Source organism: Amycolatopsis nigrescens CSC17Ta-90, assembly GCF_000384315.1.
GTDB classification, from domain to species: Bacteria; Actinomycetota; Actinomycetes; order Mycobacteriales; family Pseudonocardiaceae; genus Amycolatopsis; species Amycolatopsis nigrescens.
Genome location: NZ_ARVW01000001.1, coordinates 5,716,207 through 5,742,397 on the forward strand (window position 1 = coordinate 5,716,207; position 26,191 = coordinate 5,742,397).

Annotated in this window: 27 protein-coding genes; 23 read left to right on the forward strand and 4 right to left on the reverse strand. The window is 70.7% G+C overall.

The window, feature by feature from the left end; translation table 11 throughout:
* Window position 1: 1 nt before the first annotated feature.
* The 3 genes from gcl to alc all read left to right on the forward strand — a co-directional run bounded on the left by gcl (window position 2) and on the right by alc (window position 4,134).
* A complete protein-coding gene (gene gcl / locus AMYNI_RS0127210; protein WP_020671239.1) occupies window positions 2–1,678 on the forward strand; it encodes a glyoxylate carboligase in 1,677 nt (558 codons plus the stop codon).
* A 93-nt stretch (window positions 1,679–1,771) separates the two neighbouring features.
* Window positions 1,772–3,100: an allantoinase AllB gene (gene allB, locus AMYNI_RS0127215; RefSeq protein WP_026360981.1), complete on the forward strand. Its 1,329-nt coding sequence runs from the start codon at window positions 1,772–1,774 to the stop codon at window positions 3,098–3,100.
* A gap of 2 nt (window positions 3,101–3,102) precedes the next feature.
* Complete coding sequence (gene alc, locus AMYNI_RS0127220) at window positions 3,103–4,134, forward strand: allantoicase (RefSeq protein ID WP_026360982.1); 1,032 nt, start codon at window positions 3,103–3,105, stop codon at window positions 4,132–4,134.
* Window positions 4,135–4,186: 52 nt separating this feature from the next.
* On the opposite strand, the gene AMYNI_RS0127225 is transcribed toward alc, so the two are convergent.
* From AMYNI_RS0127225 to AMYNI_RS0127240, 4 genes are read right to left on the reverse strand one after another with little or no spacing between them, the layout of a single operon-like run.
* Window positions 4,187–4,666 (reverse strand): CoA-binding protein, encoded by a 480-nt coding sequence (locus AMYNI_RS0127225; protein ID WP_020671242.1) that lies wholly within the window; start codon window positions 4,664–4,666, stop codon window positions 4,187–4,189.
* The gene (locus AMYNI_RS0127230) at window positions 4,663–5,949 is read right to left on the reverse strand and encodes an O-acetylhomoserine aminocarboxypropyltransferase/cysteine synthase family protein (protein WP_026360983.1); all 1,287 of its coding nucleotides are present in this window, start codon (window positions 5,947–5,949) and stop codon (window positions 4,663–4,665) included. Before AMYNI_RS0127230 ends, AMYNI_RS0127225 begins: the two co-directional genes overlap by 4 nt.
* A gap of 60 nt (window positions 5,950–6,009) precedes the next feature.
* On the reverse strand, window positions 6,010–6,654 hold the full coding sequence (locus AMYNI_RS0127235) for a (2Fe-2S)-binding protein (protein ID WP_020671244.1): 645 nt from the start codon (window positions 6,652–6,654) through the stop codon (window positions 6,010–6,012).
* Window positions 6,651–7,526 carry a putative RNA methyltransferase gene (locus AMYNI_RS0127240; RefSeq protein WP_020671245.1) on the reverse strand — a complete coding sequence of 292 codons (876 nt, stop codon included), beginning with the start codon at window positions 7,524–7,526 and terminating at the stop codon, window positions 6,651–6,653. Before AMYNI_RS0127240 ends, AMYNI_RS0127235 begins: the two co-directional genes overlap by 4 nt.
* A 200-nt stretch (window positions 7,527–7,726) precedes the next feature.
* On the opposite strand from AMYNI_RS0127240, the gene AMYNI_RS0127245 reads away from it, so the two are divergent.
* The 20 genes from AMYNI_RS0127245 to dprA all read left to right on the forward strand — a co-directional run bounded on the left by AMYNI_RS0127245 (window position 7,727) and on the right by dprA (window position 26,174).
* On the forward strand, window positions 7,727–9,058 hold the full coding sequence (locus tag AMYNI_RS0127245) for an ammonium transporter (RefSeq protein WP_020671246.1): 1,332 nt from the start codon (window positions 7,727–7,729) through the stop codon (window positions 9,056–9,058).
* Window positions 9,055–9,393, forward strand: a complete 339-nt coding sequence (locus tag AMYNI_RS0127250) for a P-II family nitrogen regulator (protein WP_020671247.1) — start codon at window positions 9,055–9,057, stop codon at window positions 9,391–9,393. The genes AMYNI_RS0127245 and AMYNI_RS0127250 overlap by 4 nt, the downstream gene beginning before the upstream one ends.
* A gap of 2 nt (window positions 9,394–9,395) precedes the next feature.
* Window positions 9,396–11,708 (forward strand): [protein-PII] uridylyltransferase, encoded by a 2,313-nt coding sequence (locus tag AMYNI_RS0127255; RefSeq protein WP_026360984.1) that lies wholly within the window; start codon window positions 9,396–9,398, stop codon window positions 11,706–11,708.
* A 233-nt stretch (window positions 11,709–11,941) separates the two neighbouring features.
* Window positions 11,942–12,355: a hypothetical protein gene (locus AMYNI_RS0127260; protein WP_020671249.1), complete on the forward strand. Its 414-nt coding sequence runs from the start codon at window positions 11,942–11,944 to the stop codon at window positions 12,353–12,355.
* A 55-nt stretch (window positions 12,356–12,410) separates the two neighbouring features.
* Complete coding sequence (ku, locus tag AMYNI_RS0127265; protein WP_020671250.1) at window positions 12,411–13,316, forward strand: non-homologous end joining protein Ku; 906 nt, start codon at window positions 12,411–12,413, stop codon at window positions 13,314–13,316.
* Window positions 13,317–13,629: 313 nt separating this feature from the next.
* Window positions 13,630–15,180 carry a signal recognition particle protein gene (ffh, locus tag AMYNI_RS0127275; RefSeq protein ID WP_020671251.1) on the forward strand — a complete coding sequence of 517 codons (1,551 nt, stop codon included), beginning with the start codon at window positions 13,630–13,632 and terminating at the stop codon, window positions 15,178–15,180.
* Between the two features lie 10 nt (window positions 15,181–15,190).
* Window positions 15,191–16,261: an amidohydrolase family protein gene (locus AMYNI_RS0127280; RefSeq protein ID WP_026360986.1), complete on the forward strand. Its 1,071-nt coding sequence runs from the start codon at window positions 15,191–15,193 to the stop codon at window positions 16,259–16,261.
* Window positions 16,262–16,428: 167 nt separating this feature from the next.
* On the forward strand, window positions 16,429–17,184 hold the full coding sequence (locus AMYNI_RS0127285; RefSeq protein WP_020671253.1) for a CPBP family intramembrane glutamic endopeptidase: 756 nt from the start codon (window positions 16,429–16,431) through the stop codon (window positions 17,182–17,184).
* A 62-nt stretch (window positions 17,185–17,246) separates the two neighbouring features.
* Window positions 17,247–18,041 carry a CPBP family intramembrane glutamic endopeptidase gene (locus AMYNI_RS0127290; RefSeq protein ID WP_020671254.1) on the forward strand — a complete coding sequence of 265 codons (795 nt, stop codon included), beginning with the start codon at window positions 17,247–17,249 and terminating at the stop codon, window positions 18,039–18,041.
* A 193-nt stretch (window positions 18,042–18,234) separates the two neighbouring features.
* Window positions 18,235–18,741: a 30S ribosomal protein S16 gene (gene rpsP, locus AMYNI_RS0127295; protein ID WP_020671255.1), complete on the forward strand. Its 507-nt coding sequence runs from the start codon at window positions 18,235–18,237 to the stop codon at window positions 18,739–18,741.
* Window positions 18,738–18,977, forward strand: coding sequence for an RNA-binding protein (locus AMYNI_RS0127300; RefSeq protein ID WP_020671256.1), 240 nt, complete (start codon window positions 18,738–18,740; stop codon window positions 18,975–18,977). The genes rpsP and AMYNI_RS0127300 overlap by 4 nt, the downstream gene beginning before the upstream one ends.
* A gap of 12 nt (window positions 18,978–18,989) precedes the next feature.
* Window positions 18,990–19,505: a ribosome maturation factor RimM gene (rimM, locus tag AMYNI_RS0127305; protein WP_020671257.1), complete on the forward strand. Its 516-nt coding sequence runs from the start codon at window positions 18,990–18,992 to the stop codon at window positions 19,503–19,505.
* Between the two features lie 13 nt (window positions 19,506–19,518).
* Window positions 19,519–20,286: a tRNA (guanosine(37)-N1)-methyltransferase TrmD gene (trmD, locus tag AMYNI_RS0127310; RefSeq protein WP_020671258.1), complete on the forward strand. Its 768-nt coding sequence runs from the start codon at window positions 19,519–19,521 to the stop codon at window positions 20,284–20,286.
* A gap of 119 nt (window positions 20,287–20,405) precedes the next feature.
* Window positions 20,406–20,765: a 50S ribosomal protein L19 gene (gene rplS, locus AMYNI_RS0127315; RefSeq protein ID WP_020671259.1), complete on the forward strand. Its 360-nt coding sequence runs from the start codon at window positions 20,406–20,408 to the stop codon at window positions 20,763–20,765.
* Window positions 20,766–20,795: 30 nt separating this feature from the next.
* Window positions 20,796–21,728: a signal peptidase I gene (gene lepB, locus AMYNI_RS0127320; RefSeq protein ID WP_026360988.1), complete on the forward strand. Its 933-nt coding sequence runs from the start codon at window positions 20,796–20,798 to the stop codon at window positions 21,726–21,728.
* A gap of 57 nt (window positions 21,729–21,785) precedes the next feature.
* A complete protein-coding gene (locus tag AMYNI_RS0127325; protein WP_020671261.1) occupies window positions 21,786–22,565 on the forward strand; it encodes a ribonuclease HII in 780 nt (259 codons plus the stop codon).
* Window positions 22,562–22,885, forward strand: coding sequence for a DUF2469 domain-containing protein (locus AMYNI_RS0127330; protein ID WP_020671262.1), 324 nt, complete (start codon window positions 22,562–22,564; stop codon window positions 22,883–22,885). Before AMYNI_RS0127325 ends, AMYNI_RS0127330 begins: the two co-directional genes overlap by 4 nt.
* Before the next feature lie 176 nt (window positions 22,886–23,061).
* Window positions 23,062–23,466: a YraN family protein gene (locus AMYNI_RS0127335; RefSeq protein WP_020671263.1), complete on the forward strand. Its 405-nt coding sequence runs from the start codon at window positions 23,062–23,064 to the stop codon at window positions 23,464–23,466.
* The gene (locus AMYNI_RS0127340; protein WP_020671264.1) at window positions 23,467–24,978 is read left to right on the forward strand and encodes a YifB family Mg chelatase-like AAA ATPase; all 1,512 of its coding nucleotides are present in this window, start codon (window positions 23,467–23,469) and stop codon (window positions 24,976–24,978) included.
* The gene (dprA, locus tag AMYNI_RS0127345; protein ID WP_020671265.1) at window positions 24,975–26,174 is read left to right on the forward strand and encodes a DNA-processing protein DprA; all 1,200 of its coding nucleotides are present in this window, start codon (window positions 24,975–24,977) and stop codon (window positions 26,172–26,174) included. The genes AMYNI_RS0127340 and dprA overlap by 4 nt, the downstream gene beginning before the upstream one ends.
* The last annotated feature ends 17 nt before the right edge of the window (window positions 26,175–26,191 follow it).

Sequence of the window (26,191 nt, forward strand, 5' to 3'; positions counted from 1 at the left end):
TATGCAGGCCGTGGTCCAGGTGCTCGCCAGCGAGGGGGTGGACACCGTGTTCGGCTGCCCCGGTGCCGCGATCCTCCCGCTGTACCAAGCGCTTCAGGGCAGCGGCATCGAGCACCTCGTGGTCCGCCACGAAGAGGGCGCCACCCACATGGCGGACGGCTGGGCGCGCACGAACGGCAACGTCGGCGTTGCCATCGGCACCTCCGGGCCGGCCGGCACGAACATGATCACCGGGCTGTACACCGCGCAGGCCGACTCCATTCCGATCATCTGCATCACCGGCCAGGCGGACTCGCGGAAACTGCACACCGAGGCGTTCCAGGCGGTGGACATCGTGGAGATCGCCAAGCCGGTGACGAAATGGGCGGTGCAGGCCAAGGAGGCGGCCCAGCTGCCGTGGCTGTTCCGCGAGGCGTTCCGGATCGCCAGGTCCGGGCGGCCGGGGCCGGTGCTGATCGACCTGCCGATCGACATCCAGAAGCAGGAGATCGAGTGGGACGCCAGTATCGACGCCCCGTTGCCGGTCACCGTGCCCACGCCGGCCCCGGCCCGCGTCGAACGCGCGCTGGACATGCTGCTCGCCGCCGAACGGCCGCTGATCCTGGCCGGTGGCGGGGTGGTGATCGGCGAGGCCGAGGTGCAGCTGCGCGCGCTGGCCGAGTTGCTCGGTGTGCCGGTCCAGGTCACCCTGATGGGCAAGGGAAGCTTCCCCGAGGACCACGAGCTGTTCTCCGGTATGGCCGGAATCCAGACTTCGCAGCGGTACGCGAACGCGGCCTTCCTGGAGGCCGATCTGGTGCTCGCGCTGGGTGCTCGGTTCGGCGACCGGCACACCGGCGCGCTGGAGGTGTACCGGGGTGAGCGGAAGTTCATCCAGGTGGACATCGAGCCCACCCAGCTCGGCAAGGTGTTCGGGCCCGACCTCGGCATCGTCTCCGACACCAAGGCTTTCCTGAACGCGCTGCTCGCCGTGGCCGAGGACCGGCAGGTCACCCCGGGCTTCTCGCCGTGGGTGCGGCGGGTAAACGAGCTGAAGGAGCTGCTGCCGCGCCGCGAGGACTTCGAGGACACGCCGATCAAGGCACCGCGGGTGTTCAAGGAGATCAACGAGTTCTACGGCGCGGAGACCTACTTCGTCACCGCGATCGGGCTGTACCAGATCTGGTCCGGCCAGTTCCAGCGCGCGCACCTGCCCCGGCACTACCAGGTGTGCGGGCAGGCCGGCCCGCTCGGCTGGGAGATCCCGGCCGCGATCGGGGTGAAGAAGGCCCGCCCGGACGCCGAGGTGGTCGGGGTGGTCGGCGACTACTCGTTCCAGTTCCTGGTCGAGGAGCTGGCGGTGGCCGCCCAGTACGACGTGCCGTTCGTGCTGATCATGCTGAACAACGAGTACCTCGGGCTGATCCGGCAGGCCGAGCGCGGCTACGACATGAACTTCCAGGTGGACATCCACTACGACAGCCACGGCACGGACAACGTCAAGATCATGGAGGCGTACGGCTGCTCCGGCACCCGCGTGGTGGAGCCGGCGGAGATCCAGCCGTCGCTGGAGTGGGCGCGCAAGGAGGCCGAGCGGACCAACCGCCCGGTGCTGGTGGAGATCATGATCGAGCGGGAGGCGAACGCGGCCATGGGCGTCGCCCTCGACTCCGTGGTCGAGTTCGAACCCGCCCCTTGAGGTCGTCCGTGAAGGGCACCTTGCCTACCTTGAACGTAGGCAAGGTGCCCTTCACGGCGTCGGGTGTGAGGGCGGAGAGAGGGAGTGGTGTGGGTGGAGCTGGTGTTCAGGGCGAAACGGGTGGTGACGCCGGTTGGTGAGGTCGCGCGGTGTGTGGGGGTGACGGACGGCCGGATTGTGGCGATCGAGCCGCTGGAGGCGGGGCTGACCGGGGAAAGGGTGGTCGAGCTCGGCGAGGACGTGGCCCTGCTGCCCGGGCTGGTCGACACCCATGTGCACGTCAACGACCCCGGCCGCAGCGAGTGGGAGGGCTTCGAGACGGCGACCGCGGCCGCCGCGGCCGGTGGCATCACGACCATCGTGGACATGCCGCTGAACAGCCTGCCGCCCACGGTCGACGTGCCGGCGTTGGAGGTCAAGCGGAAGGCCGCCGAAGGCAGGGTGCACGTGGACGTCGGTTTCTGGGGCGGCGCGATCTCCGGAAACCTGGACGAGCTGCGCGGGCTGCACGACGCCGGGGTGTTCGGCTTCAAGTGCTTCCTGCTGCACTCCGGGGTGGACGAGTTCCCGCCGGTGGACGCCACCGAGCTGGAGGCCGCGTTGCGCGCGCTGCGGGACTTCGGCGCGCTGATGATCGTGCACGCCGAGGACTCGGACGCCATCGAGCACGCGCCGGACACCCACGGCGAGCAGTACGACGGCTTTCTGCGTTCCCGCCCGCGCGGAGCGGAGAACGTGGCGATCGCGCGGCTGATCGAGCTGGCCCGCTGGACCGGGGCGCGGGTGCACATCCTGCACCTGTCCTCCTCGGACGCGCTGCCGATGATCGCCAGTGCCCGCCGGGACGGGGTGGCGGTCACCGCGGAGACCTGCCCGCACTACCTGAGCTTCACCGCGGAGGAGATCGGCGACGGCGCCACCCAGTTCAAGTGCTGCCCGCCGATCCGCGAGGCGGCCAACCGCGAGCTGCTCTGGCGCGGACTGGCCGACGGGGTGATCGACTGCGTGGTCAGCGACCATTCACCCTGCACGCCCGAGCTGAAACGCTTCGACACCGGCGACTTCGGGGTGGCCTGGGGCGGGATCGCGAGCCTGCAGCTCGGCCTGCCCGCGGTGTGGACGCAGGCACGACAGCGCGGGTTCACGCTGTCCGACGTCGTCCGGTGGATGGCCGAGCGCCCGGCCGCGCAGGCCGGGATGCGGCGCAAGGGCCGGATCGCGCTCGGGTACGACGCGGACTTCTGCGTGTTCGCCCCCGATGAGGCTTTCGTGGTCGACGTGGCGAAACTGCGCCACCGCAACCCGGTCTCCGCCTACCACGGCCGTCCGCTGGCCGGAGTGGTGCGTCAGACCTGGTTGCGGGGAACGGAAATCGACGGGGAGCAGCCGCGTGGCGCGCTGCTGTCCCGGGGAATGTGCTGAAGATGGAGGGAAATTTGTCGAAGGCTGACCGTCCGGAGTGGACCGACCTGCCGGATCTGGCCTCGCGCCGGTTCGGCGGGACGGTGATGTGGGCGACCGACGAGCTGTTCGCGGAGAAGGAGAACCTGATCAACGCGTGGCCGCCCGCGCATCGCGCGGAGACCTTCGGGCCGCGGGGACAGGTCTACGACGGCTGGGAGACCCGGCGGCACCGCGAGGCGGGGGACGACCAGGCGATCGTGCGCCTCGGCATGCCGGGCGTGATCGCCGGAGTGCTGGTGGACACCGCTTTCTTCAAGGGCAATTACCCGCCGTTCGTCTCGGTCGAGGGCTGCGCGGTCCAGGGCTATCCGAACGCGGACGAGCTGGCCGGGGCGGACTGGCGGCCGCTGGTGTCCAGGGCGCCGGTCACCGGGCACAGCGAGAACTTCTTCGCGGTCGAGTCCGCCGAGGGCTGCACCCACGTCCGGCTGACCATGCACCCGGACGGCGGGGTCGCCAGGCTGCGCGTGCACGGCGAGGTGATCCCGGACCCCCGGCTGCTCGACCCCGGCGCGCTCGACCTCGCCGCGCTGGAGAACGGCGCCACCTGCACCGGATGCAGCGACATGTTCTACTCCTCGCCCAACAACCTGCTCGCGCCGGGACTGGCCGCGCATCAGGCGGAGGGCTGGGAGACCGCCCGTCGCCGCGACGACGGCAACGACTGGGCCACTATCCGGCTCGCCGGTCCCGGCCTGCTCCGCTTCGCCGACCTGGACACCAGCAACCTGAAGGGCAACGCGCCCGGCTGGGCGTCGCTGAGCGGCCGCGACTCGCGGGCTTCCGACGATTCGTGGTTCGAGCTGCTGCCGCGCACCCGGCTCCAGCCCGACACCCGGCACCGCTTCGTGCTGCCCGAGTCGCGTGAGGTGACCGACGTCCGCCTCGACATCTACCCGGACGGCGGCCTGGCCCGCCTTCGCCTGCACGGCGCCCTCACCGACCACGGCGCCGCCGCCCTCACTACCCGTTTCCACCACCATTTCGCCTAGTGGCAGTCGTGAGTGAAAAGTGTTGCTCCGGCAACACTTTTCACTCACGACGCTAGGGCCTGCTCTGCCGCTTTGAGGAAATCACGCCGGTGTTGAAGCCGGCCAGGTGCAGGCCGCCGGCGAAGCGGGCGTGCTCGATCTTCACGCAGCGGTCCATCACCATGTCCAGCCCGGCTTCGGTGGCCCGTTCCGCGACCGGCTCGTGCCACAGGCCGAGCTGCAACCACAGCGTCCTGGCTCCGGCCGCGATCACCTCTTCGGCCACGTCGGGCAGGTCCGAGTGCTTGCGGAACACGCTGACCAGGTCCACCCCGCCGGGCACCTCCGCCACCGACGGATAAACCGGCTGCCCGAGCAGCTCGGTCAGCCGCGGGTTCACGAAGTTGACCCGGTACTTGCTCGACGAAAGCAGGTACGTCGCGACGAAGTAGCTCGGCCGCGCCGGGTTGGCCGAGGCGCCGACCAGTGTCACCGACTCCGACCTGGACAACAGGCCGAGCCGTTCGCGCGCGGTGGGTGCCGTCCAGCTCAAGCCGCCACCGCCTGGTCCAGTGCCTGGTCCAGATCCCACAGGATGTCGTCGAGATCCTCCAGCCCGACGGACAGCCGGATCAGGTCCGGGCCGACACCACCGGCCCGCAGCTGTTCGTCGCTGAGCTGCTGGTGCGTGGTGGACGCCGGGTGGATCACCAGCGTCCTGGCGTCGCCCACGTTCGCCAGGTGCGAAAGCAGCTCCACCGACTCGACGAACTTCTCACCCGCCGCACGGCCACCGTTCACCCCGAAGGCGAACACCGCGCCAGGCCCGGCGGGCAGGTACCGCTTGGCCCGCTCGTGGTCCGGATGCCATGGCAGCCCGGCGTAGTTCACCCAGGCCACCCGCCGGTCGGCCGCCAGGTACTCGGCCACCGCCTGTGCGTTGGCGACGTGCGCGTCCATCCGCTGCGGCAACGTCTCCACGCCCTGAAGCAGCAGGAAGGCCGAGTGCGGGGACAGCACCGCGCCGATGTCGCGTAGCTGCTCGGCGCGCAGCCGGGTGCAGAACGCGTACTCGCCGAAGTTCTCCCAGTACTTCAGCCCGCCGTAGCTGGGCACGGCCTCGGTCATCCGGGGGAACTTCCCGTTGCCCCAGTTGAACTTCCCGGACTCGACCACGATCCCGCCGAGAGTGGTGCCGTGCCCGCCGAGGAACTTGGTCGCCGAATGCAGCACGATGTCCGCGCCGTGCTCGATCGGACGGCACAGGTACGGGGTGGCCAGCGTGGCGTCCACCACCAGCGGCAGGTCGTGCGCGTGCGCCAGGTCGGCCAGCCCCGCGAGGTCGGCGATGCCGCCGCCGGGATTGCCGATCACCTCGGTGAAGATCAGCCGGGTCCGGTCGGTGATCGCCGCCGCGTAGTTGTCCACGTCGCCGCTGACGAAGGTGGTCTCCACGCCGAACCGGCGCAGCGTGCCGTCCAGCTGGGTGACGGTGCCGCCGTAGAGCCCGCTGGCCGAGACGATGTGCTGCCCGGCTTCGGCCAGCGCGGAGAAGGTGAGGAACTCGGCGGCCTGGCCGCTGCCGGTGGCCACCCCGCCGATGCCGCCTTCGAGGCTGGCCAGCCGCTCTTCGAAGGCCGCCACGGTCGGGTTGCCGATCCGGCTGTAGACGTTGCCGTACTTCTGCAGGGCGAACAGGTTGGCCGCGTCCGCCGCGTCCTCGAAGACGAAGCTGGTGGTCTGGTAGATCGGCACCGCCCTGGCCCCGGTCGCCTGGTCGGGCGTTCCTCCGGCGTGCAGGGCACGGGTGCGGAAGCCCCAGCTGCGCTCACTCATCGCGGTCACCGTACTCACCGTGTTCCACGCTTGCCATCGCTCTCAGCAGCTGGGCCGGGCTCACGCCCCCAGCGCGGCGCGCAGCCGGCGTTCTCGCTCGTCAGGCGGCTGACGAGGGCAGCTCGTGCACTTGTCCCCGCCGGTGGCCTGGTAGATCAGGCAGCACGACGCCCGGCGGACCGCGAACGAGGCGCCGACCCGGACGTAACGCGGTCGTGGCATCCGCGGCCCGATCGCGGCGATCAGCGGCCCGGCCAGTGCGGTGCCGCGCTCCGGGTCCCCGGCCGCCATCCCGGCCCAGAGCAGCCGGTTGGCCAGCGAGTCGGTGGCGATCGCCCGCAGCGCCGGCACCCGCGCGCCGCTCACCGCCGCGATGGTGGCGATCGCGGGTTCCAGCGCGCCTTCGAAGGCCTTGCCCAGCTCGGCCAGGTCACGGGTGAGCGGCCGGGACGAACGGGCACCGGTGAACCGGCCGTCTGCCACCGTTTCGAGCGTGACGGCTTCCAGCGACGGGTCCATCGCGACGCCGGTGCCCACCAGCGACTCCAGCGCGGGCGCCACCAGCACCGAGGACGCCGAGTACCACCAGATCGTGCCGAGCACCTCCGCCGGCGCGCAGCCGTAAAGCTTGGCGGCAAGGCCGATCCTGTTCCGCAGCCAGACCGGGTCGGTGATCCGCACGGCAGGCTCGTCGACGCTCGTCACCCTTTCAGCCTACGAGGCGCGAACGCCGATACCTGGAACGACGCGGTGACCTCCACCGGCTCGTGTAGCGCGTCCAGCCTGGCCCGCCGGCCGTCGCGGTGCAGGTGATGCGCGCTGGGCCCCATCCGGATCACCCGGCGCACGTCCTCGGGCGCGAGCAGCAGCGACCGGGTGCACTCCGTCCGCCCGGTGAGCTCGAAGAATCCGGCCAGCGCCGCGTCCAGCCGCTCGTCCTTGCGCTCGTCCACGGCCAGCAGGTCCACCACGGAGGCCAGCTCCGCCAGGTGCCCCGGCCGCGGCGAGGCCACCAGCAGCACCCCGTCCGGCCGCAGCACCCGGTGGAACTCGGCACCGTTGCGCGGGGCGAACACGTTCAGCAGCACGCTCGCCGAGTCGTCCGCTACCGGCCACGGCTGCCAGAGGTTCCACACCGCCGCACCGATCCGCGGATGCGCGCGGGCCGCCCGGCGCAACGCGAGCGCGGAGACGTCCAGCGCTAGCCCGCTGCTGTCGGGGAGCTCGTCCAGCACCCTCGCCAGGTAGTAGCCGGTGCCCGCGCCGGCGTCCACCACCAGCCCGTCGCGGACGCGTTCCGCGGCGCGGACGGCCAGTTCCGCGGCCAGCGGGGCGTAGTGCCCGGCGGCCAGGAACTCCGCCCTGGCCGCGACCATGTCAGCGGTGTCCGCGGTGCCGGCGAGCACCTTGGCGTGCAGCAGGTTCACGTAACCCTGCTTCGCGAGATCGAAGGAATGTCGCCGGGAACATTGCAGAGCGTTACCGTTCAGCTCGACCGGTTCGGTGCAGATGGAGCAGCGGAGAGCCCTGATGACCGCCGGCGGCAACGATCCGGAGGCGGGGTCGGCTGGGCTCATGGACCTTATTCGACCATAACGTTTCGTGAACGGACATAACCACCCTGGTCCTGGGAAACGCAGCCGTAACATGGCCGACCATTTGGTTCACAGCACCGAAACGTTCGGTGTCATCCCGTGCAACAAGGCTTTTCCATGCTTTGCCGCAATTGCGACCAACGGCGACGCCGGGTTTCGAAATCCGGCCCAGAGGAGGAAGCGTGGAAGGGAACACGGCCTGGCTGCTCACCAGTGCCGCCCTGGTGCTCTTGATGACACCGGGGCTGGCGTTCTTCTACGGGGGCATGGTCCGCTCGAAGAGCGTGCTGAACATGCTGATGATGAGCTTCGGGGCGATGGGGCTGATCGGCGTCCTCTGGGTGATCTTCGGCTACTCGACCGCGTTCGGCGACGACATCGGTGGCGGACTGCTCGGCAACCCGGGCGAAGCGCTCGGCCTCAGCGGCCTGATGGGCGGGGATGCCTTGAGCGGCACGGGTTTCGTGGCGTTCCAGGCGATGTTCGCGGTGATCACGGTCGCGCTGATCTCCGGTGCGGTGGCGGACCGGGTGCGGTTCGGCGCCTGGCTGGTGTTCGCCGGCCTGTGGGCAACCATCGTGTACTTCCCGGTCGCGCACTGGGTTTTCGCCTTCGACGCCACCGACGAAGCGACCGGTGAGGTGACCAAGACCGGCGGCTGGATCGCCAACCAGCTCGGCGCGCTCGACTTCGCCGGCGGCACCGCGGTGCACATCAACGCCGGTGCCGCGGCGCTGGCACTGGTGCTGGTGCTCGGCAAGCGGGTCGGCTGGCCCAAGGAGCCGATGAAGCCGCACAACCTGCCGTTCGTGATGCTCGGCGCCGGCCTGCTCTGGTTCGGCTGGTTCGGGTTCAACGCCGGTTCCGCGCTCAAGGCGGACAACACCGCCGGGCTGGCGTTCATCAACACCTTCACCGCCACCGCGGTCGCGATGCTGGCCTGGCTGCTGGTGGAACGGCTCCGCGATGGCCACGCCACCAGCCTCGGCGCCGCTTCGGGCATCGTGGCCGGCCTGGTCGCGATCACCCCTGCCTGTGCCTTCGTGGATACCTGGGGCGCGCTGTCGATCGGCGCCGCGGCCGGCATCCTGTGCGCGCTGGCGGTCGGCTTGAAGTACCGGCTCGGCTACGACGACTCGCTCGACGTGGTCGGCGTGCACCTGGTCGGTGGCCTGGTCGGCACCCTGCTGCTCGGCCTGTTCTCCACCAGCGGGGTGAAGGAAGGTACCGCGGACGGGTTGTTCTACGGCGGCGGTTTCACCCAGCTCGGTAAGCAGGCGGTGGCCGCCGCGGCGGTGCTGGTGTACTCCTTCGTGCTCGCGTTCATCCTCGGCTGGCTGATCAACAAGACCATCGGCTTCCGGGTGCAGAGCGAGGACGAGGTGACCGGTATCGACGAGGCCGAGCACGCGGAGTCCGCCTACGAGTTCGGCGGCAGCCGGGGCGGCCGGGCGGCTTCGAACAGCTCCGGTGTCGCCGGTACCGCCAAGAAGCTCGAGGGGAGCAAGTCATGAAGCTCATCACCGCGATCGTCAAGCCGTTCACCCTGGACGACATCCGGGCCGCGCTGGAGCAGCTCGGTGTGCTGGGCATGACGGTGAGCGAGGTGCAGGGATACGGGCGCCAGAAGGGCCACACCGAGGTCTACCGCGGCGCGGAGTACGCGGTCGACTTCGTGGCCAAGCTGCGGGTCGAGGTGGTCACCGACGACACGAATGTGGAGAAGGTGATCGAGGCGATCGTCAACGCCGCGCACACCGGGAAGATCGGTGACGGCAAGGTGTGGGTCACCTCGGTGGAGACCGTGTTGCGGGTACGTACGGGCGAACGCGGCACGGACGCCTTATAGAGATGGTTCCCGGGGGGCTAAACAAAGCCGCGGAGCGGTTGCTGGAAGGACGGCACGGCAGGCTCGGGGCCGCCGCGCTGCGGGCGGCACTGGTCGACCTGTACGAGTTCTGGCTCGGTCAGGCCGCCACGGCGGCCGGTGTGGACACCGCTGATCCCGGTGTCGCGCTGGTCGCCGTCGGCGGCCTCGGCAGGCGGGAGCTGGTGCCGTTCTCCGATCTGGACCTGGTGCTCGTGCACGACGGGAATCAGCAGGTCGGCAAGATCGCCGACGCGCTGTGGTATCCGCTCTGGGACGCCAGGGTGGGGCTCGACCACGCGGTGCGGACGCCGGCCGAGGCGGTGCGGGTGGCCGCCGAGGACCTGCGCACCGCGGTCGGCCTGCTGGACGCGCGGCACCTCTCCGGCGACCAGGGGCTGACCGCCAGGCTGTCGGCCGCGGCCAGGGAGCAGTGGCGGCGGATCGCCCGCAAGCGGCTCCCCGAGCTGGCCGAGGCGGCGAGGCAGCGCTGGCACCGCAGTGGCGAGCTGGCCCAGTCCTCGGCACCCGATCTCAAGCATGGCAGGGGCGGCCTGCGTGATCTCGGGCTGCTGGACGCGCTCGCCGCGGCCCAGCTGACCGACCGGCCGGGCGAGGAGCTGCGGGCGGCCAGGGAGCTGCTGCTCGACGTCCGCACCGAGCTGCGCCGTGAACTGCGCCGCGACCGGGACGTGCTCGCCGCGCCGGACGCGGAGCTTGTCGCCGCCGAGCTCGGCTTCGGCGACCGGTTTACCTTGGCCCGCAAGCTTTCCGGCGCCGGACGGGCGGTGAGCTACGCGGTGGACCTCGCCTTCCGGTCCACTGTGGACCCGCCGAGGAGCAGGTTCGGCCGGCGGCCGAGCCGCACCCCGCTGGACGACGGGGTGGTGCTGCACGGCAACGAGGTGGCGCTGGCAAGGGACGCGGTACCGGCCCGCGACCCGGGGCTGCTGCTGCGGGTGGCCGCGGCTTCGGCCCGTTCCGGCAGGCCGATCTCGCACGGCACCCTGCGCACGCTGGCCGACTCCGCGCCGGAGCTGCGCGCGCCGTGGCCCGCCGACGCCCGCGACGCGCTGACCGGACTGCTAGGCGCCGGTGAAGGGCTGGTGGACGCGGTGGAGGCGCTGGACCGGACCGGGCTGTGGGCGCGGCTGTTCCCGGAATGGGGCGCGGTGCGGGACCTGCCGCCGCGCTCTCCGGTGCACTCCTGGACGGTGGACCGGCATCTGGTGCTGGCCTGTGTGGAAGCGGCGAAACTGAGCACCACCGTGGCCAGGCCGGACCTGCTGCTGCTCGGCGCGCTGCTGCACGACATCGGCAAGGGTCGCGACACCGACCATTCGGTGCTGGGCGCGGCCATCTCGGCGCAGGTCGCGGCCAGGGTTGGTCTGTCCGAAGAGGACAGTGCACTGGTGTCGGAGATGGTGCGGCACCACCTGTTGCTGGCGCACACCGCGACCAGACGGGACATCAGTGAGCAGGAAACCGTGCTGCGGGTGGCCAAGACGGTGCACAACGATCCCGTGCTGCTCGAGCTGCTGGAGGCGCTGACCAAGGCGGACTCGCTGGCCACCGGGCCCGGCATGTGGAACGACTGGAAGGCCGGCCTGATCGCCAAGCTGAGCGGGCGTTGCCGGGAGGTCATGCAGGGCAAGGGTTTCGTCTCCCCGGAGCCGCTGGACGAGCAGCAGCGCGAACTGGTCGCGGCGGCCGTGCGGTCCGGGCACGGCGAGGTGCTGATCAGTTCCGAGGGCAAGGTGGCCACCGTCGTGCTGGCGGTACCGGCCAAGGCCGAGCTGCTGGCACCGGCCGCCGGGGTGCTCGCCCTGCACTCGCTGGAGGTGCACACCGCGGTACTGCGCGGGCACGACGGGGGCCGCGCGGCGATCTTCACCGCGTCCCCGAAGTTCGGTTCACTGCCGGACATCGCCCTGCTGCGCGAACAGTTCGGCCGGGCGGTGTCCGGCGGGCTGGCGCTGACGCAGAAACTGGCCGCGAAGGAACGCGACTACCACTCCGCCGGCAGCGTGGCGGCCGAACCGAAGGTGCTCTGGTTCGACGACGAGACCAGCGGTTCCAGCACGGTGGTGCTCGAACTGCGGGCCGCGGACCGGATCGGGCTGCTCTACCGGGTGGCCGGTGCCCTGCAGGGCTGTGCCGCGGAGGTGCGCTGGGCCAAGGTCGCCACCCTCGGCGGCGCGGTGGTCGACTCGTTCGCGATCGCCCCGCGCGACGGCAGGCTGGATCCGGCCTGGCGCCGGCAGGTCGAGCGGGCGGTGCTGACCGCGGCCTCGTAACGGGAATCTTTCACCCCGGGAGGGTTATTCATAAGTCAGTGGACGGGGGCCGCCCTGAGCTTGCGAAGGGGGGCTCGTGGCCGCTGACTGCGGGTGAGGTGCGGGACTCGGGCGCGAATGCCACATGAATAACCCGACCTTTTGAATGGACACGGGGTGTCGCGTCGGGCGGCTGGAAGCCGCGATGGCAGTATGTCGCTGATCCGGCGAGCGAGGCGGAAGGGCGGCGGCCGATGCTGGGACACGAACAGTTCCCGGAACGCGACGCCGAGCCCACCCCGTCGATCTCCCTGCCCGCCACCGTGGTCGCCTCCCATCTGCAGGCCTGCGCCGCCGAGCTGGCCACCGGCATGGACCCGGTGAACGCGGCCGGCGTCGGCAGCGCCACCGAGCTGGCCGAGGTGGTCCGGCACCTGCTGGACGGGCAGCGGCACATCTCCAACGCGCTGGCCGGGCTGGCCGGAAGGCTGCACGACCAGCACGAGAGCGGCGCTTTGGCCGCCGTGCCCGCGATCGACCTCGACGTGCTCACCGAAGTACTCCATGCGGCCGCGAACGCCGTGGGCTATTCGGCGGATGCCCTTGCGGAAGCCGGCCCATCACTCGAACATCTGATCGATTTTTCCGGTGGTGACACCCGTTTGTAGCTATTGACCACCCCTGCCGCTGGATACGCTGGCGGAAAGGGAGAGGTGGGGCTACATGCGTACGGTGTGGAAGGGCACGATCGGGTTCGGGAGCTACGCGATTCCGGTCAAGGCATACAGCGCGGTCGAAGAGCAGGGTGTCAGCCTGCACCTGCTGCACGAGTCCGACGGTGGCCGGATCCGGCACCGGCGGGTCTGCGAGGCATGCGGGGACCAGGTCGCCGAGGTGCCGATGACGGAGCTGGCCAAGGGCTACCAGATGCCGGGCGGCGACGTGGTCGTGCTGACCGACGAGGACTTCGCGACCCTTCCGCTGCCCACCGCGCACTCCATCGAGGTCTGCGCGTTCGCGCCGCTGGAGCAGATCGACCCGATCTACTTCGCGCGCACCTACTTTCTCGAGCCCGAGGTCGTCGGGACGAAGCCGTACGTGCTGCTCAGCGAGGCGCTTCAGCAGGCCGGTCTGGTCGCGGTGGTCAAGGTGGCGCTGCGCCAGCGCGAGACGCTGGGCACGCTGCGCGTCCGGGACCAGGTGATCGTGCTGGAGACCATGCACTGGCCGGACGAGATCCGGACCCCGGACTTCCCGTTCCTGTACGAGGACGTGGATATGCGGCTGTCCGAGCTGCGCACCGCGGTCACCATGATCGAGCGACTGGCCGGCGACTTCGAACCGCAGCAGTACGCGGACGGCTACCGCACGGCGCTGGAGGCGCTGATCCAGGCCAAGGCCGATGGCAACGAGGTCGTCCAGCCGACCGCCGAGCGGCAGAACGCCGGGGTGACCGACCTGCTCGCCGCCCTGCAGGCCAGTGTGCGGAGGCAGGACGAGGAGCCGGCGCACGAAGAGGAGCCGGTGCACAAGGCAAAGGTCGCGGAGCGCAAGGCCGCTCAGGCCAAGGACACCGCGAAGAAGGCGGCGTCGGAGCCGCGCGCCACCGCCGGCCCGAAAGCTGAGTAGAACTACTCATCAGTAGTTGGGGAGGTTCACGCTGCCCGTTCCCGCCCGCACCCGGCAGGCTCTACCCATCGCGCAGGGATGCAGGGGGCGGCGGCACTTCGCCTGGTACTGGGGGTTCGGCGAAGTGCCAGTAGAGCCGCAGGCGGTCATCAGCTGCGTTGCCGTGCTGGTGGCCCGTTCGAGGGGGCGGGCCACCACCAGGCCGGTCAGCGGCCGGCCACCGGTGGCGAGCGGCTACCCTCGAAGGTAGGCCGCCGCCGGGCACGCCCGGGGCCGGTGCGAGTAACGACGACCAGCTGGAGCGTGCACCCTCGTGTTCGACACCCTCTCCGATCGGCTCACCTCGGTCCTGCAGAACCTGCGGGGCAAGGGAAAGCTCTCCGACGCCGACATCGACGCCACCGCGCGCGAGATCCGCATCGCGCTGCTGGAGGCCGACGTCGCGCTGCCCGTGGTGCGGGAGTTCATCGCCCGGGTCAAGGAGCGCGCGAAGGGGGCCGAGGTCTCCGCGGCGCTCAACCCGGCGCAACAGGTCATCAAGATCGTCAACGAGGAGCTGGTCGGCATCCTCGGCGGCGAGACGCGCCGGCTGAACCTGGCGAAGAACCCGCCGACCGTGCTCATGCTGGCCGGTCTGCAGGGTGCCGGTAAGACCACGCTCGCCGGAAAGCTCGCGCTCTGGCTGAAGAAGCAGGGCCATGCCCCGCTGCTGGTGGCCTGTGACCTGCAGCGGCCGAACGCGGTCACCCAGCTGCAGGTGGTCGGCGAGCGCGCCGGCGTGCCCACCTTCGCGCCGGAGCCGGGCAACGGCGTAGGTGACCCGGTGGACGTCGCCCGCCGCGCCATCGACGAGGCGAAGCACGCCCAGCACGACATCGTGGTGGTGGACACCGCCGGCCGGCTCGGTGTGGACGAGGAGCTGATGCGGCAGGCGGCCGACATCCGCGACGCGGTCTCCCCGGACGAGACGCTGTTCGTCGTCGACGCGATGATCGGCCAGGACGCGGTGACCACCGCGGAGGCATTCCGCGACGGCGTCGGCTTCACCGGCGTGGTGCTGACCAAGCTGGACGGTGACGCCCGCGGTGGTGCGGCGCTGTCCGTCCGCGAAGTCACCGGCCAGCCGATCCTGTTCGCCTCCAACGGTGAGAAGCTCGAGGACTTCGACGTCTTCCACCCGGACCGGATGGCCAGCCGGATCCTCGGCATGGGCGACATGCTCAGCCTGATCGAACAGGCCGAGCAGGCCTTCGACCAGGACCAAGCGGAGAAGGCCGCGCAGAAGCTGACCAGCGGCCAGCTGACCCTGGAGGACTTCCTCGAGCAGATGCTCGCGGTGCGCAAGATGGGCCCGATCGGCAACCTGCTCGGCATGCTGCCGGGTGCCGGACAGATGAAGGACCAGCTTTCCCAGGTGGACGACTCGCACCTGGACCGGCTGCAGGCGATCATCCGCGGCATGACCCCGGCCGAGCGGGACGACCCGAAGATCATCAACGCGTCGCGCCGGCTGCGCATCGCGAAGGGCTCCGGAGTGGCCGTCCGCGAGGTCAACGACCTGGTGAACCGGTTCTACGAGGCGCGCAAGATGATGGCGCAGATGGCGGGCCGGTTCGGCTTCGGCGGTGGCGGTGGTGGCGGCAGCAAGAGCCGCAAGGGCAAGAAGGGTAAGAAGGGCAAGGGGCGCGGCCCCACCCAGCCCAAGGTCAAGGGCGGCTTCCCCGGTGGCATGCCGATGCTGCCCCCGGGCGGGATGCCCGGTGCCGGTGGTGGCGGTGGCATGCCGGACCTGTCCCAGCTCGGCGGTATGAACGACGTACCCGGTTTCGACCCGAACAAGTTCAAGCTGCCGAAGAACAAGTAGGCACGTTCTGGTGAGCGCGTTGCACCTTCGCGGAGTCGTGCTGCCCGACGGGGAACCGCGTGATCTGTGGGTCTCCGACGGCCGGATCGGCCATCAGCCGGTCCCCGGCGCGGAAACCCTTGTCTCCGAGGGCTTTCTGCTGCCAGGACTGGTGGACGCGCACTGCCATCCCGGGATCGGCGTCGGCGGCCCGGCGACACTGGCCGAGGCGACCGAACAGGCGCTGACCGACCGGGACGCCGGCACCCTGCTGATCCGCGACTGCGGGGTGCCGATCGACATCCGGTCGCTGCAGCGGCGGCCGGACCTGCCGCGGATCATCCGGGCCGGCCGGCATCTCGCGCTGACCAAGCGCTACGTCCCCGGACTCGGCATCGAGCTGGACGATCCGGAGCAGTTGCCCGCGGCCGTGGCCGAACAGGCCGCGGACGGCGACGGCTGGGTCAAGCTGGTCGGCGATTGGATCGACCGCGGAACCGGCGATCTCGCCCCGCTGTGGCCGGACGACGTACTGGCCGAGGCGGTCGCCGTCGCGCACCAGGTCGGGGCGAAGGTCACCGCGCACGTGTTCGGCGAGGACGCGCTGCCCGGCCTGATCGGGGCCGGGATCGACTGCCTGGAGCACGGCACCGGGCTGAGCGGGGACCTGCTCGGCGAAATGGCGAGGCGCGGGGTGGCGCTGGTGCCCACCTTGATCAACATCGAGAACTTCCCCGGGATCGCCGACAAGGCCGGCAAGTACCCGGTCTACGCCGCGCACATGCGGGCGCTGCACGCGGGCGTGCGGGAAACCGTGGCGGCCGCGGTGGACGCCGGAGTCGCGGTGTACGCCGGCACCGACGCGGGCGGCATGATCGAACACGGCAGGCTGGTGGACGAGATCGAGGCGCTGCACGGTGCCGGCATGTCCAGGGAGCGGGCGCTCGGTGCCGCGTCCTGGGCCGCGAGGGACTGGCTCGGCCACCCGTCCCTCACCGACGGCGCACCCGCCGACCTGCTCGTCTTCGCCGCCGATCCCCGCCAGGACCTCTCCGTCCTGCGCCACCCGTCGCACATCCTCCTCCGCGGCACCCTCGTCTGACCGCCCCTTAAGGCCCCCTTTGCAACCTCTGAGGTTGCAAAGGGGGCCTTGAGGGACCTCGGTTCGTGCCCGGCGGTGATCCCCCGTTCGACCGTCAGCGGCCGAACACATAGCGTGGGCGGCATAGTTGACCGCAGAGGTGACCATGGCCGCGCGCTGGAGGTTCGGTGGATCGGGAGCAGGGGGATGAGCCGTCCGCTCCGCCGTCCGCTGGTGCCGGGCTGGTGCTCGGCGCGCATTGGGGCTTCCTGGCCTTCTTCCTCGGTTTCGGGGGCTACCAGCTCGCCGCGTTGATCATGACCGCGGCGCTTTCCGGCCGGGTGAACGAGTTCGACCCGCTCGAACTGCCGGAGGTGGGGCCGCTGCTGTTGCTGGCCTTCGTGCCCAACCTGCTGCTCGGCCTCGCGCCGGCGCTGGCCGCCCGGCTGTGGGGCCCGGGGTTCAAGGCGACCTTCCGGCTGCTGCCCACCCTCCGCGACCTCAAGGTCGGCCTGGCCTGCGGCGGATTCGCACTGCTCGCCGGCTACCTGCTGAACCTGCTCCTGCTCGGGGTGTACGGCACCGACCAGCTGGACGACAACCCGCTCACCGGCCTTTCCGAGGGCCTCGGGGACGGCACCGTCTGGCTGGTGCTGGCCGCGGTGATCGTGGTGGCCGCCGCCCCGCTGACCGAGGAGCTGCTGGTCCGGGGCGCGCTCTGGAACGCGCTGGCGCATTACCGGGTGCCCGGCTGGGTCATCCTGATCCTCACCTCGGTGATCTTCGCCCAGCTGCACGGCGAACCGGCCCGGACCGTCGCCCTGCTGGCGCAGGGAGCCGCCATCGGGTTCGCCAGGCTGACCACCGGCGGGGTAGCCGCTCCGCTGGTCGCGCACGCGGCGAACAACCTGCCCGCCGCGCTGACCCTGTTCGCGGGTGGCTGAGCCATGGGCGGGTTCGGTCTAGGGTTGAGAGCTGAGTCGGCTACGGGACACGGAGGATCGGCGTGACCGCATCACAGCCACGGGAGCCGATTCCGGAGGCGGATCCCCCCGAGCTGCCCTCGGCCCCCGATCCTCCCGCGGTCCAGCCGCACCGCTGGGGCTTCGGCGCCTTCCTGCTCGTCGAGGCGGTGCTGCTGGCCACCGCGGCCTTCGTCAGCGCCCTGCTCGGCCAGCCGCCGGCCGGCAGCCCGATCCCGATCCGGGACGTGCTGGTCGGCACCATCGCGCCGACCGTGATCGCCGCGCTGACCGCGGTGCTGATCACCAGGATCCGGGGCAACGGGCCACTGGCCGACCTGCGCATCTCCTGGAACCGGGCGGACGTCAAGGTGGGCCTGAGGCTGGGTGTGATCGGCCTGGTCTGCACCACCGTCGGCGCCTTCGTCTGGACGCAGGTGGTCGGTGAGCAGAACGCCAGCTCGGCCATCGGCGCGCTGGTCGACGACCAGCGGATGTCGGTTTCCGCGGCGATCGTGATGTTCCTCTACGTCTGGCTGCTCGGCCCGATCTGCGAGGAGGTCATCTACCGCGGACTGCTCTGGGGCGCGGTGGAGCGGCTCAACTGGGGCGCGGAGAAGTGGGGCAGGCTGGCCGCCTTCCTGATCTCCACGGCGGTGTTCGCGGTCAGCCACCTGGAGCCGTTGCGCACCACGTTGCTGCTGGTGATCGCGGTGCCGATCGGGCTGGCACGGCTGTTCACCGGCCGCCTGCTCGGCAGCGTGATCGCGCACCAGATGAACAACTTCCTGCCCGCGCTGGCCATCCTGCTCACCGCGCTCGGAGTGGTCACCCTCTAGCCAGGCGAGCGCGCCTAGCCGAGGTCAGCGGCGGACGTTCCCCGGGCGTCTGGCACAATGTTCGATTGCCTGCCCCGGCCGGACCCTCTCACCGCGCCCGGGGCACACCGAACCTTCGGGTGCCCGGTCCGTTTCCCCACTCGGAACGTGTCCCGACTTCGATCATCGAGAGCACTGAGGAGTACCCACACCCGTGGCCGTCAAGATCAAGCTGCAGCGCCTTGGCAAGATTCGTGCGCCGTACTACCGCATCATCGTCGCCGACGCGCGGACCCGCCGGGATGGCAGGGCCATCGAGACGATCGGCAAGTACCACCCGAAGGAAGAGCCGAGCTTCATCGAGGTCGACTCCGATCGCGCGCAGCACTGGCTGAAGGTCGGTGCCCTGCCCACCGAGCCGGTCCAGCGCATTCTCGAGATCACCGGCGACTGGCAGAAGTTCAAGGGCCTGCCCGGTGCCGAGGGCACCCTGAAGGTGGCCGAGCCGAAGCCGTCGAAGCAGGACCTGTTCAACGCCGCGCTCGCCGCGGCCGGTGACGCGCCGTCGACCGAGGCCACCACGCCGAAGAAGAAGGCCGCCCCGAAGAAGGCGGAGAAGGCCGAGAAGGCTGAAGCGGGCGCCGCCGACAAGGCAGAGAAGGCCGAGAAAGCCGAGAAGGCCGAGACCAAGTCCGACGAGGGTGACAAGGCACAGGCGTGAGCTTCCTTGCCGATTCCCTCGAGCACCTGGTCCGCGGGATCGTCGACAACCCGGACGACGTCCGGGTCGAGCTGATCACCACCCGGCGCGGCCGCACCCTGGAGGTGCACGTGCACCCGGATGACCTGGGCAAGGTGATCGGGCGGGGTGGTCGTACCGCGACCGCCCTGCGCACCGTCATGGGCGGGATCGGTGGTCGCGGTGTCCGAGTGGACGTCGTGGACACCGATCGCTGAGTCCGACCGCTGATGGAGGTCGTGGTCGGGCGGATCGCGAAGGCGCACGGGATCCGCGGCGAGCTCGCCGTGGACGTGCGCACCGATTCGCCCGAGCAGCGCTTCGCCATCGGTTCGGTGCTGAGCACCAGGCTGCGTGACGGCAGCACCCGTGAACTCACCGTGGCAGCCGCCCGCACGCACAGCGGGCGGCTGCTGGTGCGTTTCGAGCAGGTGCTCACCCGCGACGTCGCCGAGACCCTGCGCGGCGCGCTGCTGCTCGCCGACACCGGCGACCTGCCACCTACCGGCGACCCCGACGAGTTCTACGACCACGAGCTCGAAGGGCTACGCGCGGAACTGGCCGACGGCTCGCTGGTGGGCACCGTCGGTGAGGTGCTGCATTCCCCCGGTGGGGAACTGCTTTCACTGGAGCGCGAAGGCGGCACCGTGCTGGTGCCCTTCGTGCGGGCCATCGTGCCGGTGGTCGACGTGGCCGGGGGCCGGGTCGTGCTCGATCCCCCCGAGGGGCTGCTGGACATGAGCTGATTACGCTCGGTGCGTGCGCATCGACGTCGTCACGATCTTTCCCGAATATCTCGACCCCCTGCGGGCCGCCCTGCTCGGCCGCGCCATCGACCGCGGCCTGATCAAGGTGGACGTGCACGATCTCCGCGGCTGGACCCATGACGTGCACCGCGCGGTGGACGACGCGCCCTACGGCGGCGGGCCTGGCATGGTGATGAAGCCCCAGGTCTGGGGCGATGCGCTGGACGAGGTCACCGGGCCGGCCAGCAGGCTGGTGGTGCCCACCCCGGCCGGGCGCCCGTTCACCCAGGCGATGGCCCACGAGTACGCCGCCGAAGAGCACCTGGTGTTCGCCTGCGGCCGCTACGAGGGCATCGACCAGCGGGTGATCGACGACGCCGCCCGCCGAATGCCGGTGGACGAGGTGTCCATCGGCGACTACGTGCTCGTCGGCGGTGAGGCCGCGGTGCTGGTGATGGTCGAGGCCGTGGTCCGGCTGCTGCCCGGGGTGCTCGGCAACCCGGTGTCCGCGGAGCAGGACTCCTTCTCCGACGGGCTGCTCGAAGGCCCCAGCTACACCCGGCCCGAGGTCTGGCGGGAGCTCGCCGTGCCGGACGTGCTGCGTTCCGGGAACCACGCGCTGATCGACCGCTGGCGGCGTGACCAGGCACTGGAGCGCACCGCGCGGCGCCGCCCGGAGCTGATCGGACAACTGCCGGAAGGTAGCCTGGACGCCCACGACCTCGCGGTGCTCGGCTCCCTCGACGAGGGGCCGCTGCGAGATGAAGATGAACGTCTGTAATACTTGACCGGTTGGCGCGAGCGGATCACGCGCCCGCCACGAGCCCCCGGGTGAATCGCAGCGAAGCAGACGCGCGCCCGGACGTACGCAAGCCATACGAAGGACGAGGACGGACCCCGATGAACACCCTGGACGCCCTGGACGCTCAGTCGCTGCGTTCCGACATCCCGGACTTCCGCCCGGGCGACACGCTGAAGGTGCACGTCCGCGTCATCGAGGGCAACCGCGAGCGCAACCAGATCTTCCAGGGTGTCGTCATCCGCCGTCAGGGCGGTGGCATCCGGGAGACCTTCACCGTGCGCAAGGTTTCCTTCGGCGTCGGCGTGGAGCGCACCTTCCCGGTGCACACCCCGAACATCGCCAAGATCGAGGTCTTCAAGCGCGGTGACGTCCGCCGGGCGAAGCTGTACTACCTGCGCGAGCTCCGGGGCAAGGCCGCCAAGATCAAGGAACGCCGCGAAGCACCCTCTGCCTCCTGAGTAGGCGCCCGGTTACCGTAGCCTGGCGACGTGGTCGAACCTGTGCCCTCAAATGCAGCCGAGGACGAGCCTGAACGCCGTGAGGCGGACGAAAACGCCAAGTCGGGCGGTCGTCATTCCCGCCGGCGGCGCAAGCCCAAGAAGCAACGTTCGTTCTGGGTCGAGCTGCCGATCCTGATCGTGGTCGCCTTCGTACTGGCCTTCGTGTTCCAGTACTTTCTGGCCAGGGTGTACACGATCCCGTCGGGGTCGATGGAGACCACGCTGCACGGCTGCACCGGTTGCTACGGCGACAAGGTACTGGTCGACAAGATCGTCTACGACTTCAGCGACCCCACGCCCGGCGAGGTCGTCGTCTTCAAGGGCCCGGAGCCCTGGACCGAAAACGACGCACCGACGGAGCGGTCCGACAACGCCGTGGTCCGGTTCTTCCAGTCCATCGGCTCGGTGGTCGGCCTCGCCCCGCCGGACGAGCGCGACTTCGTCAAGCGGATCATCGCGGTGGGCGGTCAGACCGTGCAGTGCTGCGATGCGAACAACCGGGTCATCGTGGACGGCAAGGCGCTCGACGAGCCCTACATCCACTGGGAAGAGCTGCGCCCGCAGCAGCAGGCCAGGTTCGACCCGGTGCGCGTGCCGGAAGGCATGGTCTGGGTGATGGGCGACAACCGCAACGACTCGATGGACTCCCGCTACCAGGGCGGTGGAGGCGAGCGCGGCGCGGTGCCGGTGGACAACATCATCGGCAAGGCCAGGATCATCGTGCTGCCGCCAGGACGCTGGGGCGGGGTGAGCGACCACAACCCGCAGGCCGCGGCGCAACCCGCCGCGCTGGGCATGAGCGCGCCGAGCTGGCAACAGGGCGTCCCGATCGGTTTCGGGCTGATCGCCGCCTGGCCGACCGTCGCCGGCGGCCGTCGTCTCGGCTCGCTCGTGCGCAGGGCGGCCGAACGGAAGTCCTAGCCGGTGACCTCGAGCAGTTCGTTGACGGTCGCGCGTCCACTCCGCCCGCCTCGCGCGGTGATCCGGGGGGAAAGCTCCTGGGGTCTGCAGTCGGCGCTGGAACGGCGTGGCCTCGGTCCGGTGGCCGGGGTGGACGAAGCGGGCCGCGGTGCCTGTGCGGGGCCGCTGGTGGTCGCCGCCTGTGTCCTCCGACCGGGTGACGCGGCCAGGCTGAGCGAACTGACCGACTCCAAGCTGCTCACCGCGCCGGCCAGGGACCGGGTCTACGACCGGGTGCTGGCCAGGGCGCTGGACTACTCGGTCATGGTGATTTCACACGAAGAGGTGGACGCACTCGGCATTCACGTGATGAACATCGAGGGCATGCGGCGGGCGGTGGCCGGCCTGGCGGACCTACCGGGGTACGTGCTCACGGACGGGTTCCGGGTGCCGGGGCTGCCGGCACCGAGCATGCCGGTGATCAAGGGGGACCGGGCGGTGGCCTGCGTGGCCGCGGCTTCTGTGCTGGCCAAGGTCACCAGGGACCGGATTATGCGGGAGCTGCACGACGTTCACCCGGTGTACGGATTCGACGTGCACAAGGGGTACAGCACGACCGAGCACGGCGCGGCGCTCACCGAGCACGGGCCGAGCGCGGTACATCGTTGGTCCTACGCCAACGTGGCGCTGTCCGGGGCCGCGCACGGCCGTCGGCCACCGCATCGGGTGATGCTGACCGCGGCGGCGTTGGGGACCACGAGTGCGGCGGTCCGTGCCGTGACCGAAGGCGTGGGCCAGAATGGACCTTCCGCCGCAGTACAGCAGGCGAGCTCGCGAGGAGGGGCGCGGATTCCATGAGCGCAGAGGATCTCGAGAAGTACGAGACCGAGATGGAGCTTTCGCTGTACCGGGAGTACCGCGACATCGTCGGTCAGTTTTCGTACGTGGTGGAGACCGAGCGGCGATTTTACCTGGCCAACGCCGTGGACGTGCAGGTCCGCGACGGTGGTGGCGAGGTGTACTTCGAGGTACGGATGTCCGATGCCTGGGTGTGGGACATGTACCGGCCGGCCAGGTTCGTGAAGAACGTCCGGGTGATCACCTTCAAGGACGTGAACGTCGAGGAGCTGGACAAACCCGACCTGCGGCTGCCGGAGGACGGCCCGTTCTCCGGCTGAGGCGGGTGCCTAGCACGCGGGACCGACGATTCCGCGTGCGGAGGGTTTCGTAGCCGCCGGTTCTCCACAGACCCCTGGTTGTCCACAGGTTCGGAATGCGAACCTGGTGTGCGTTCCGTTCGCCATGACAGCGTCGATGCCACAGGAAGTCGCATCGAGGTTGTGGGGAGTTGGCGATGGTGCACACGATGGCCCGGCGGCCGCGGCGCGCCCCGGAAAAGGGGGTCGCGCCGCATCTGCGGCTGGGCAGGCGGGGCGAGGAGCTGGCCGCGGCGTACCTCAAGGCACAGGGGTTCACCGTCCTGTCCAGGAATTGGCGGTGTCGCACCGGCGAGCTCGATCTGGTCGTCACCGACGGCGCGGAGCTCGTGGTCTGCGAGGTCAAGGCCAGGTCCGGGACCGGCTTCGGCGATCCGGCCGAGGCCGTCACCGTGGAGAAGGCGGCGCGCATCCGCCGGATCACCGACGAATGGCTGCGCGCCTTCCACATCCGGTGGTGCCCGATCCGGTTCGACGTGCTCGCGGTCTACTTGCCGCGCGGCGGCGAGCCGTGGGTGCGCCACATCCCGGGGGCGTTTTAGATGCCGATCGCACGAGCGTGGTCGGTCGCCCTGCTCGGTATCGACGGCCGGGTGGTGGAGGCCGAAGCGGACATCGGCGGCGGGCTGCCCGGGGTCAAGATCGTCGGGCTGCCGGACGCCGGCCTGCGCGAGGCGAAGGACCGGGTCCGCTCGGCGGTGCGGAACTCGGGCCAGTCCTGGCCGAAGGAGCGGGTGACCCTGGGCCTGTCCCCGGCCAGCCTGCCCAAGCTCGGCTCCGGTTACGACCTGGCGATGGCGGTGGCCGTGCTCAGCGCGGCCGGCACGGTGCCGGCGTCCAGGCTGCTCGGCACGGTGCTGCTCGGTGAGCTGGCGCTGGACGGCCGGGTGCGTGCGGTGCGCGGGGTGCTGCCCGGCCTGCTCGCGGCCAGGAAGGCCGGGGTTCGCCGCGCGGTGGTGCCGGTGGAGTCCCTGAGCGAGGCCGCGCTGGTGGACGGCATCGAGGTGCGGGGTGCGGCGCGGCTGCGCGACGTGCTGGGCTGGCTCAGAGGCGAGGATGTGCTCGTCGCCCCGGTCCCGCCGAGTACGGCCGAACCGCCGGCGGTGCTGGACCTCGCCGACGTGATCGGCCAGCCCGAGGCGCGCTGGGCGCTGGAGGTGGCCGCCGCGGGCGGGCACCATCTGCTGCTCACCGGACCACCCGGAGTCGGCAAGACAATGCTCGCCCGCCGGTTGCCCGGCCTGCTGCCGATGTTGTCCGGCGAGGAGTCGCTGGAGGTCACCGCGGTGGAGTCGGTGCACGGCTCGCTGTCCAGAACCTCACCACTGGTAAAGGTGCCGCCGTTCATGGCCCCGCACCATTCGACCTCGGTGGCGGCGCTGATCGGTGGCGGCAGCGGACTGGCGAGCCCCGGCCTGATCAGCCGCGCGCACCGCGGAGTGCTCTTCCTGGACGAGGTCTGCGAGTTCGGCCCGCAGCGACTGGAGTCCCTGCGCACCGCGCTCGAAGAGGGCGAGGTCCGGATTGCCCGCCAGCGCGGCGTGGTCTGCTACCCGGCGCGCTTCCAGTTGGTGCTGGCGACCAACCCCTGTCCTTGCGCCCCACCACGCGAAACGGACTGTTCCTGCTCGCCCGCCGCTCGCCGCCGGTACCTCGGCCGGCTCTCCGGGCCGCTGCTGGACCGGGTCGACCTCCGGGTGCGGATGCGCCCGATCACCGCGATGAGCGCGCACGAGGCCGGTGAGCCGGAGTCCACCGCGGTGGTCCGGAGCCGGGTACTGCGGGCCAGGAAACGAGCCGCCGAGCGCTGGGCGATGCACGGCTGGCGGACCAACGCCGAGGTGCCGGGGCCGGTGCTACGGCGCGAGTTCGCGCTGCCCGGCAAGGTCACCTCGGTGCTGGACCGGGGACTCGACCGTGGTGCGGTCACCGCGCGCGGGGCCGACCGGTGCCTGCGCATCGCCTGGACGCTCAGCGATCTCGCCGAGGCCGAGCGGCCGGACGCCGACCATGTGTCCACCGCGCTGGAGTTTCGTGATCGGCGGGCGGCATGAGCAGCGGCACCCTGGATGGCCAGGGCACGCGCAGTCTCGACCGGGAGCGGCTCGCGCGGGCCTACCTGCTGCGGGTCGCGGAACCGCCGGCACCCGCACTGGTGGAGCTGGTGGCGAGGCACGGCCCGATCCTGGCGGCCGATCGGGTACGGGCCGGTGAGTGTTCCGGCCGTGTCGTCGACGAGACCGCGGCTCGCCGTGGGATCGAACTGGCCGAGCAGGACTTCGACGAGGCGGGAAAATGCGATGGCAGGCTGGTGATCCCGGAGGACGACGAATGGCCGGCCTGGCCGCTGCTCGCGCTCGAAATGGCCACCTCCCGCGGTGCTCAGGGTGTTTCACCTCCGCTGGGCCTGTGGGTGCGCGGCGCGGCCCGGCTCGACGAGGTGGCCGATCGCGCGGTGGCGATCGTGGGTGCCAGAGCGTCCACCCGTTACGGCGAGCAGGTCGCGTCGGAGTGGGCGCATGGGCTGTCCGGCCAGGACATGCCGGTGCTCTCCGGTGCGGCCTACGGCATCGACGGGGCGGCCCACCGCGGTGCCCTGCACGCCGGCGGCCTGACCGCGGCGGTGCTCGGCTGCGGTCTCGACCAGGGTTACCCGGCGGGCCATGTGGCGTTGCTGGACCGCATCGCCGAGCACGGCCTCGTGGTCAGCGAGTACCCGCCCGGCACCCCGCCGGCAAGGCACCGGTTCCTGGTGCGGAACCGGCTCATCGCGGCGCTCAGCGACGGCACCATCGTGGTGGAGGCGGGAGCCCGGAGCGGAGCCAGGAACACGGCGAGCACGGCCGGAGTGCTCGGCAAAGTGGTGATGGCGGTGCCAGGGCCGGTGAGCTCGGCGATGTCCGTCGGTTGTCACGGGCTGATCCGGGATGCCGGGGCCACCCTGGTCGCCTCGCTGGCCGAGGTGGTGGAGACGGTGGGCAGGCTGGGTGTCGCGGCGCCGGAGCGGGCAAAGCCGCGACGGCGGACGGATGGCCTGGACGAGCAGTCACTCCGAGTGCACGAGGCGCTGGCACCGCGTACCGGGAAGCCGTCGGAGCAACTGGCCGCCGAGTCCGGTGTGCCGTTGCCGCGCGTCCGGGCGGTACTGCCCGTGCTGGAGCTGGACGGGCTGGCCGAGCGTTGCGAGGGAGGCTGGCGGCGCAGCCGGAACCCGGCGACAGCGCCGCCCGAAAGGGCCGGTTTCCGGTGACGATGAGGCAGTCCCGC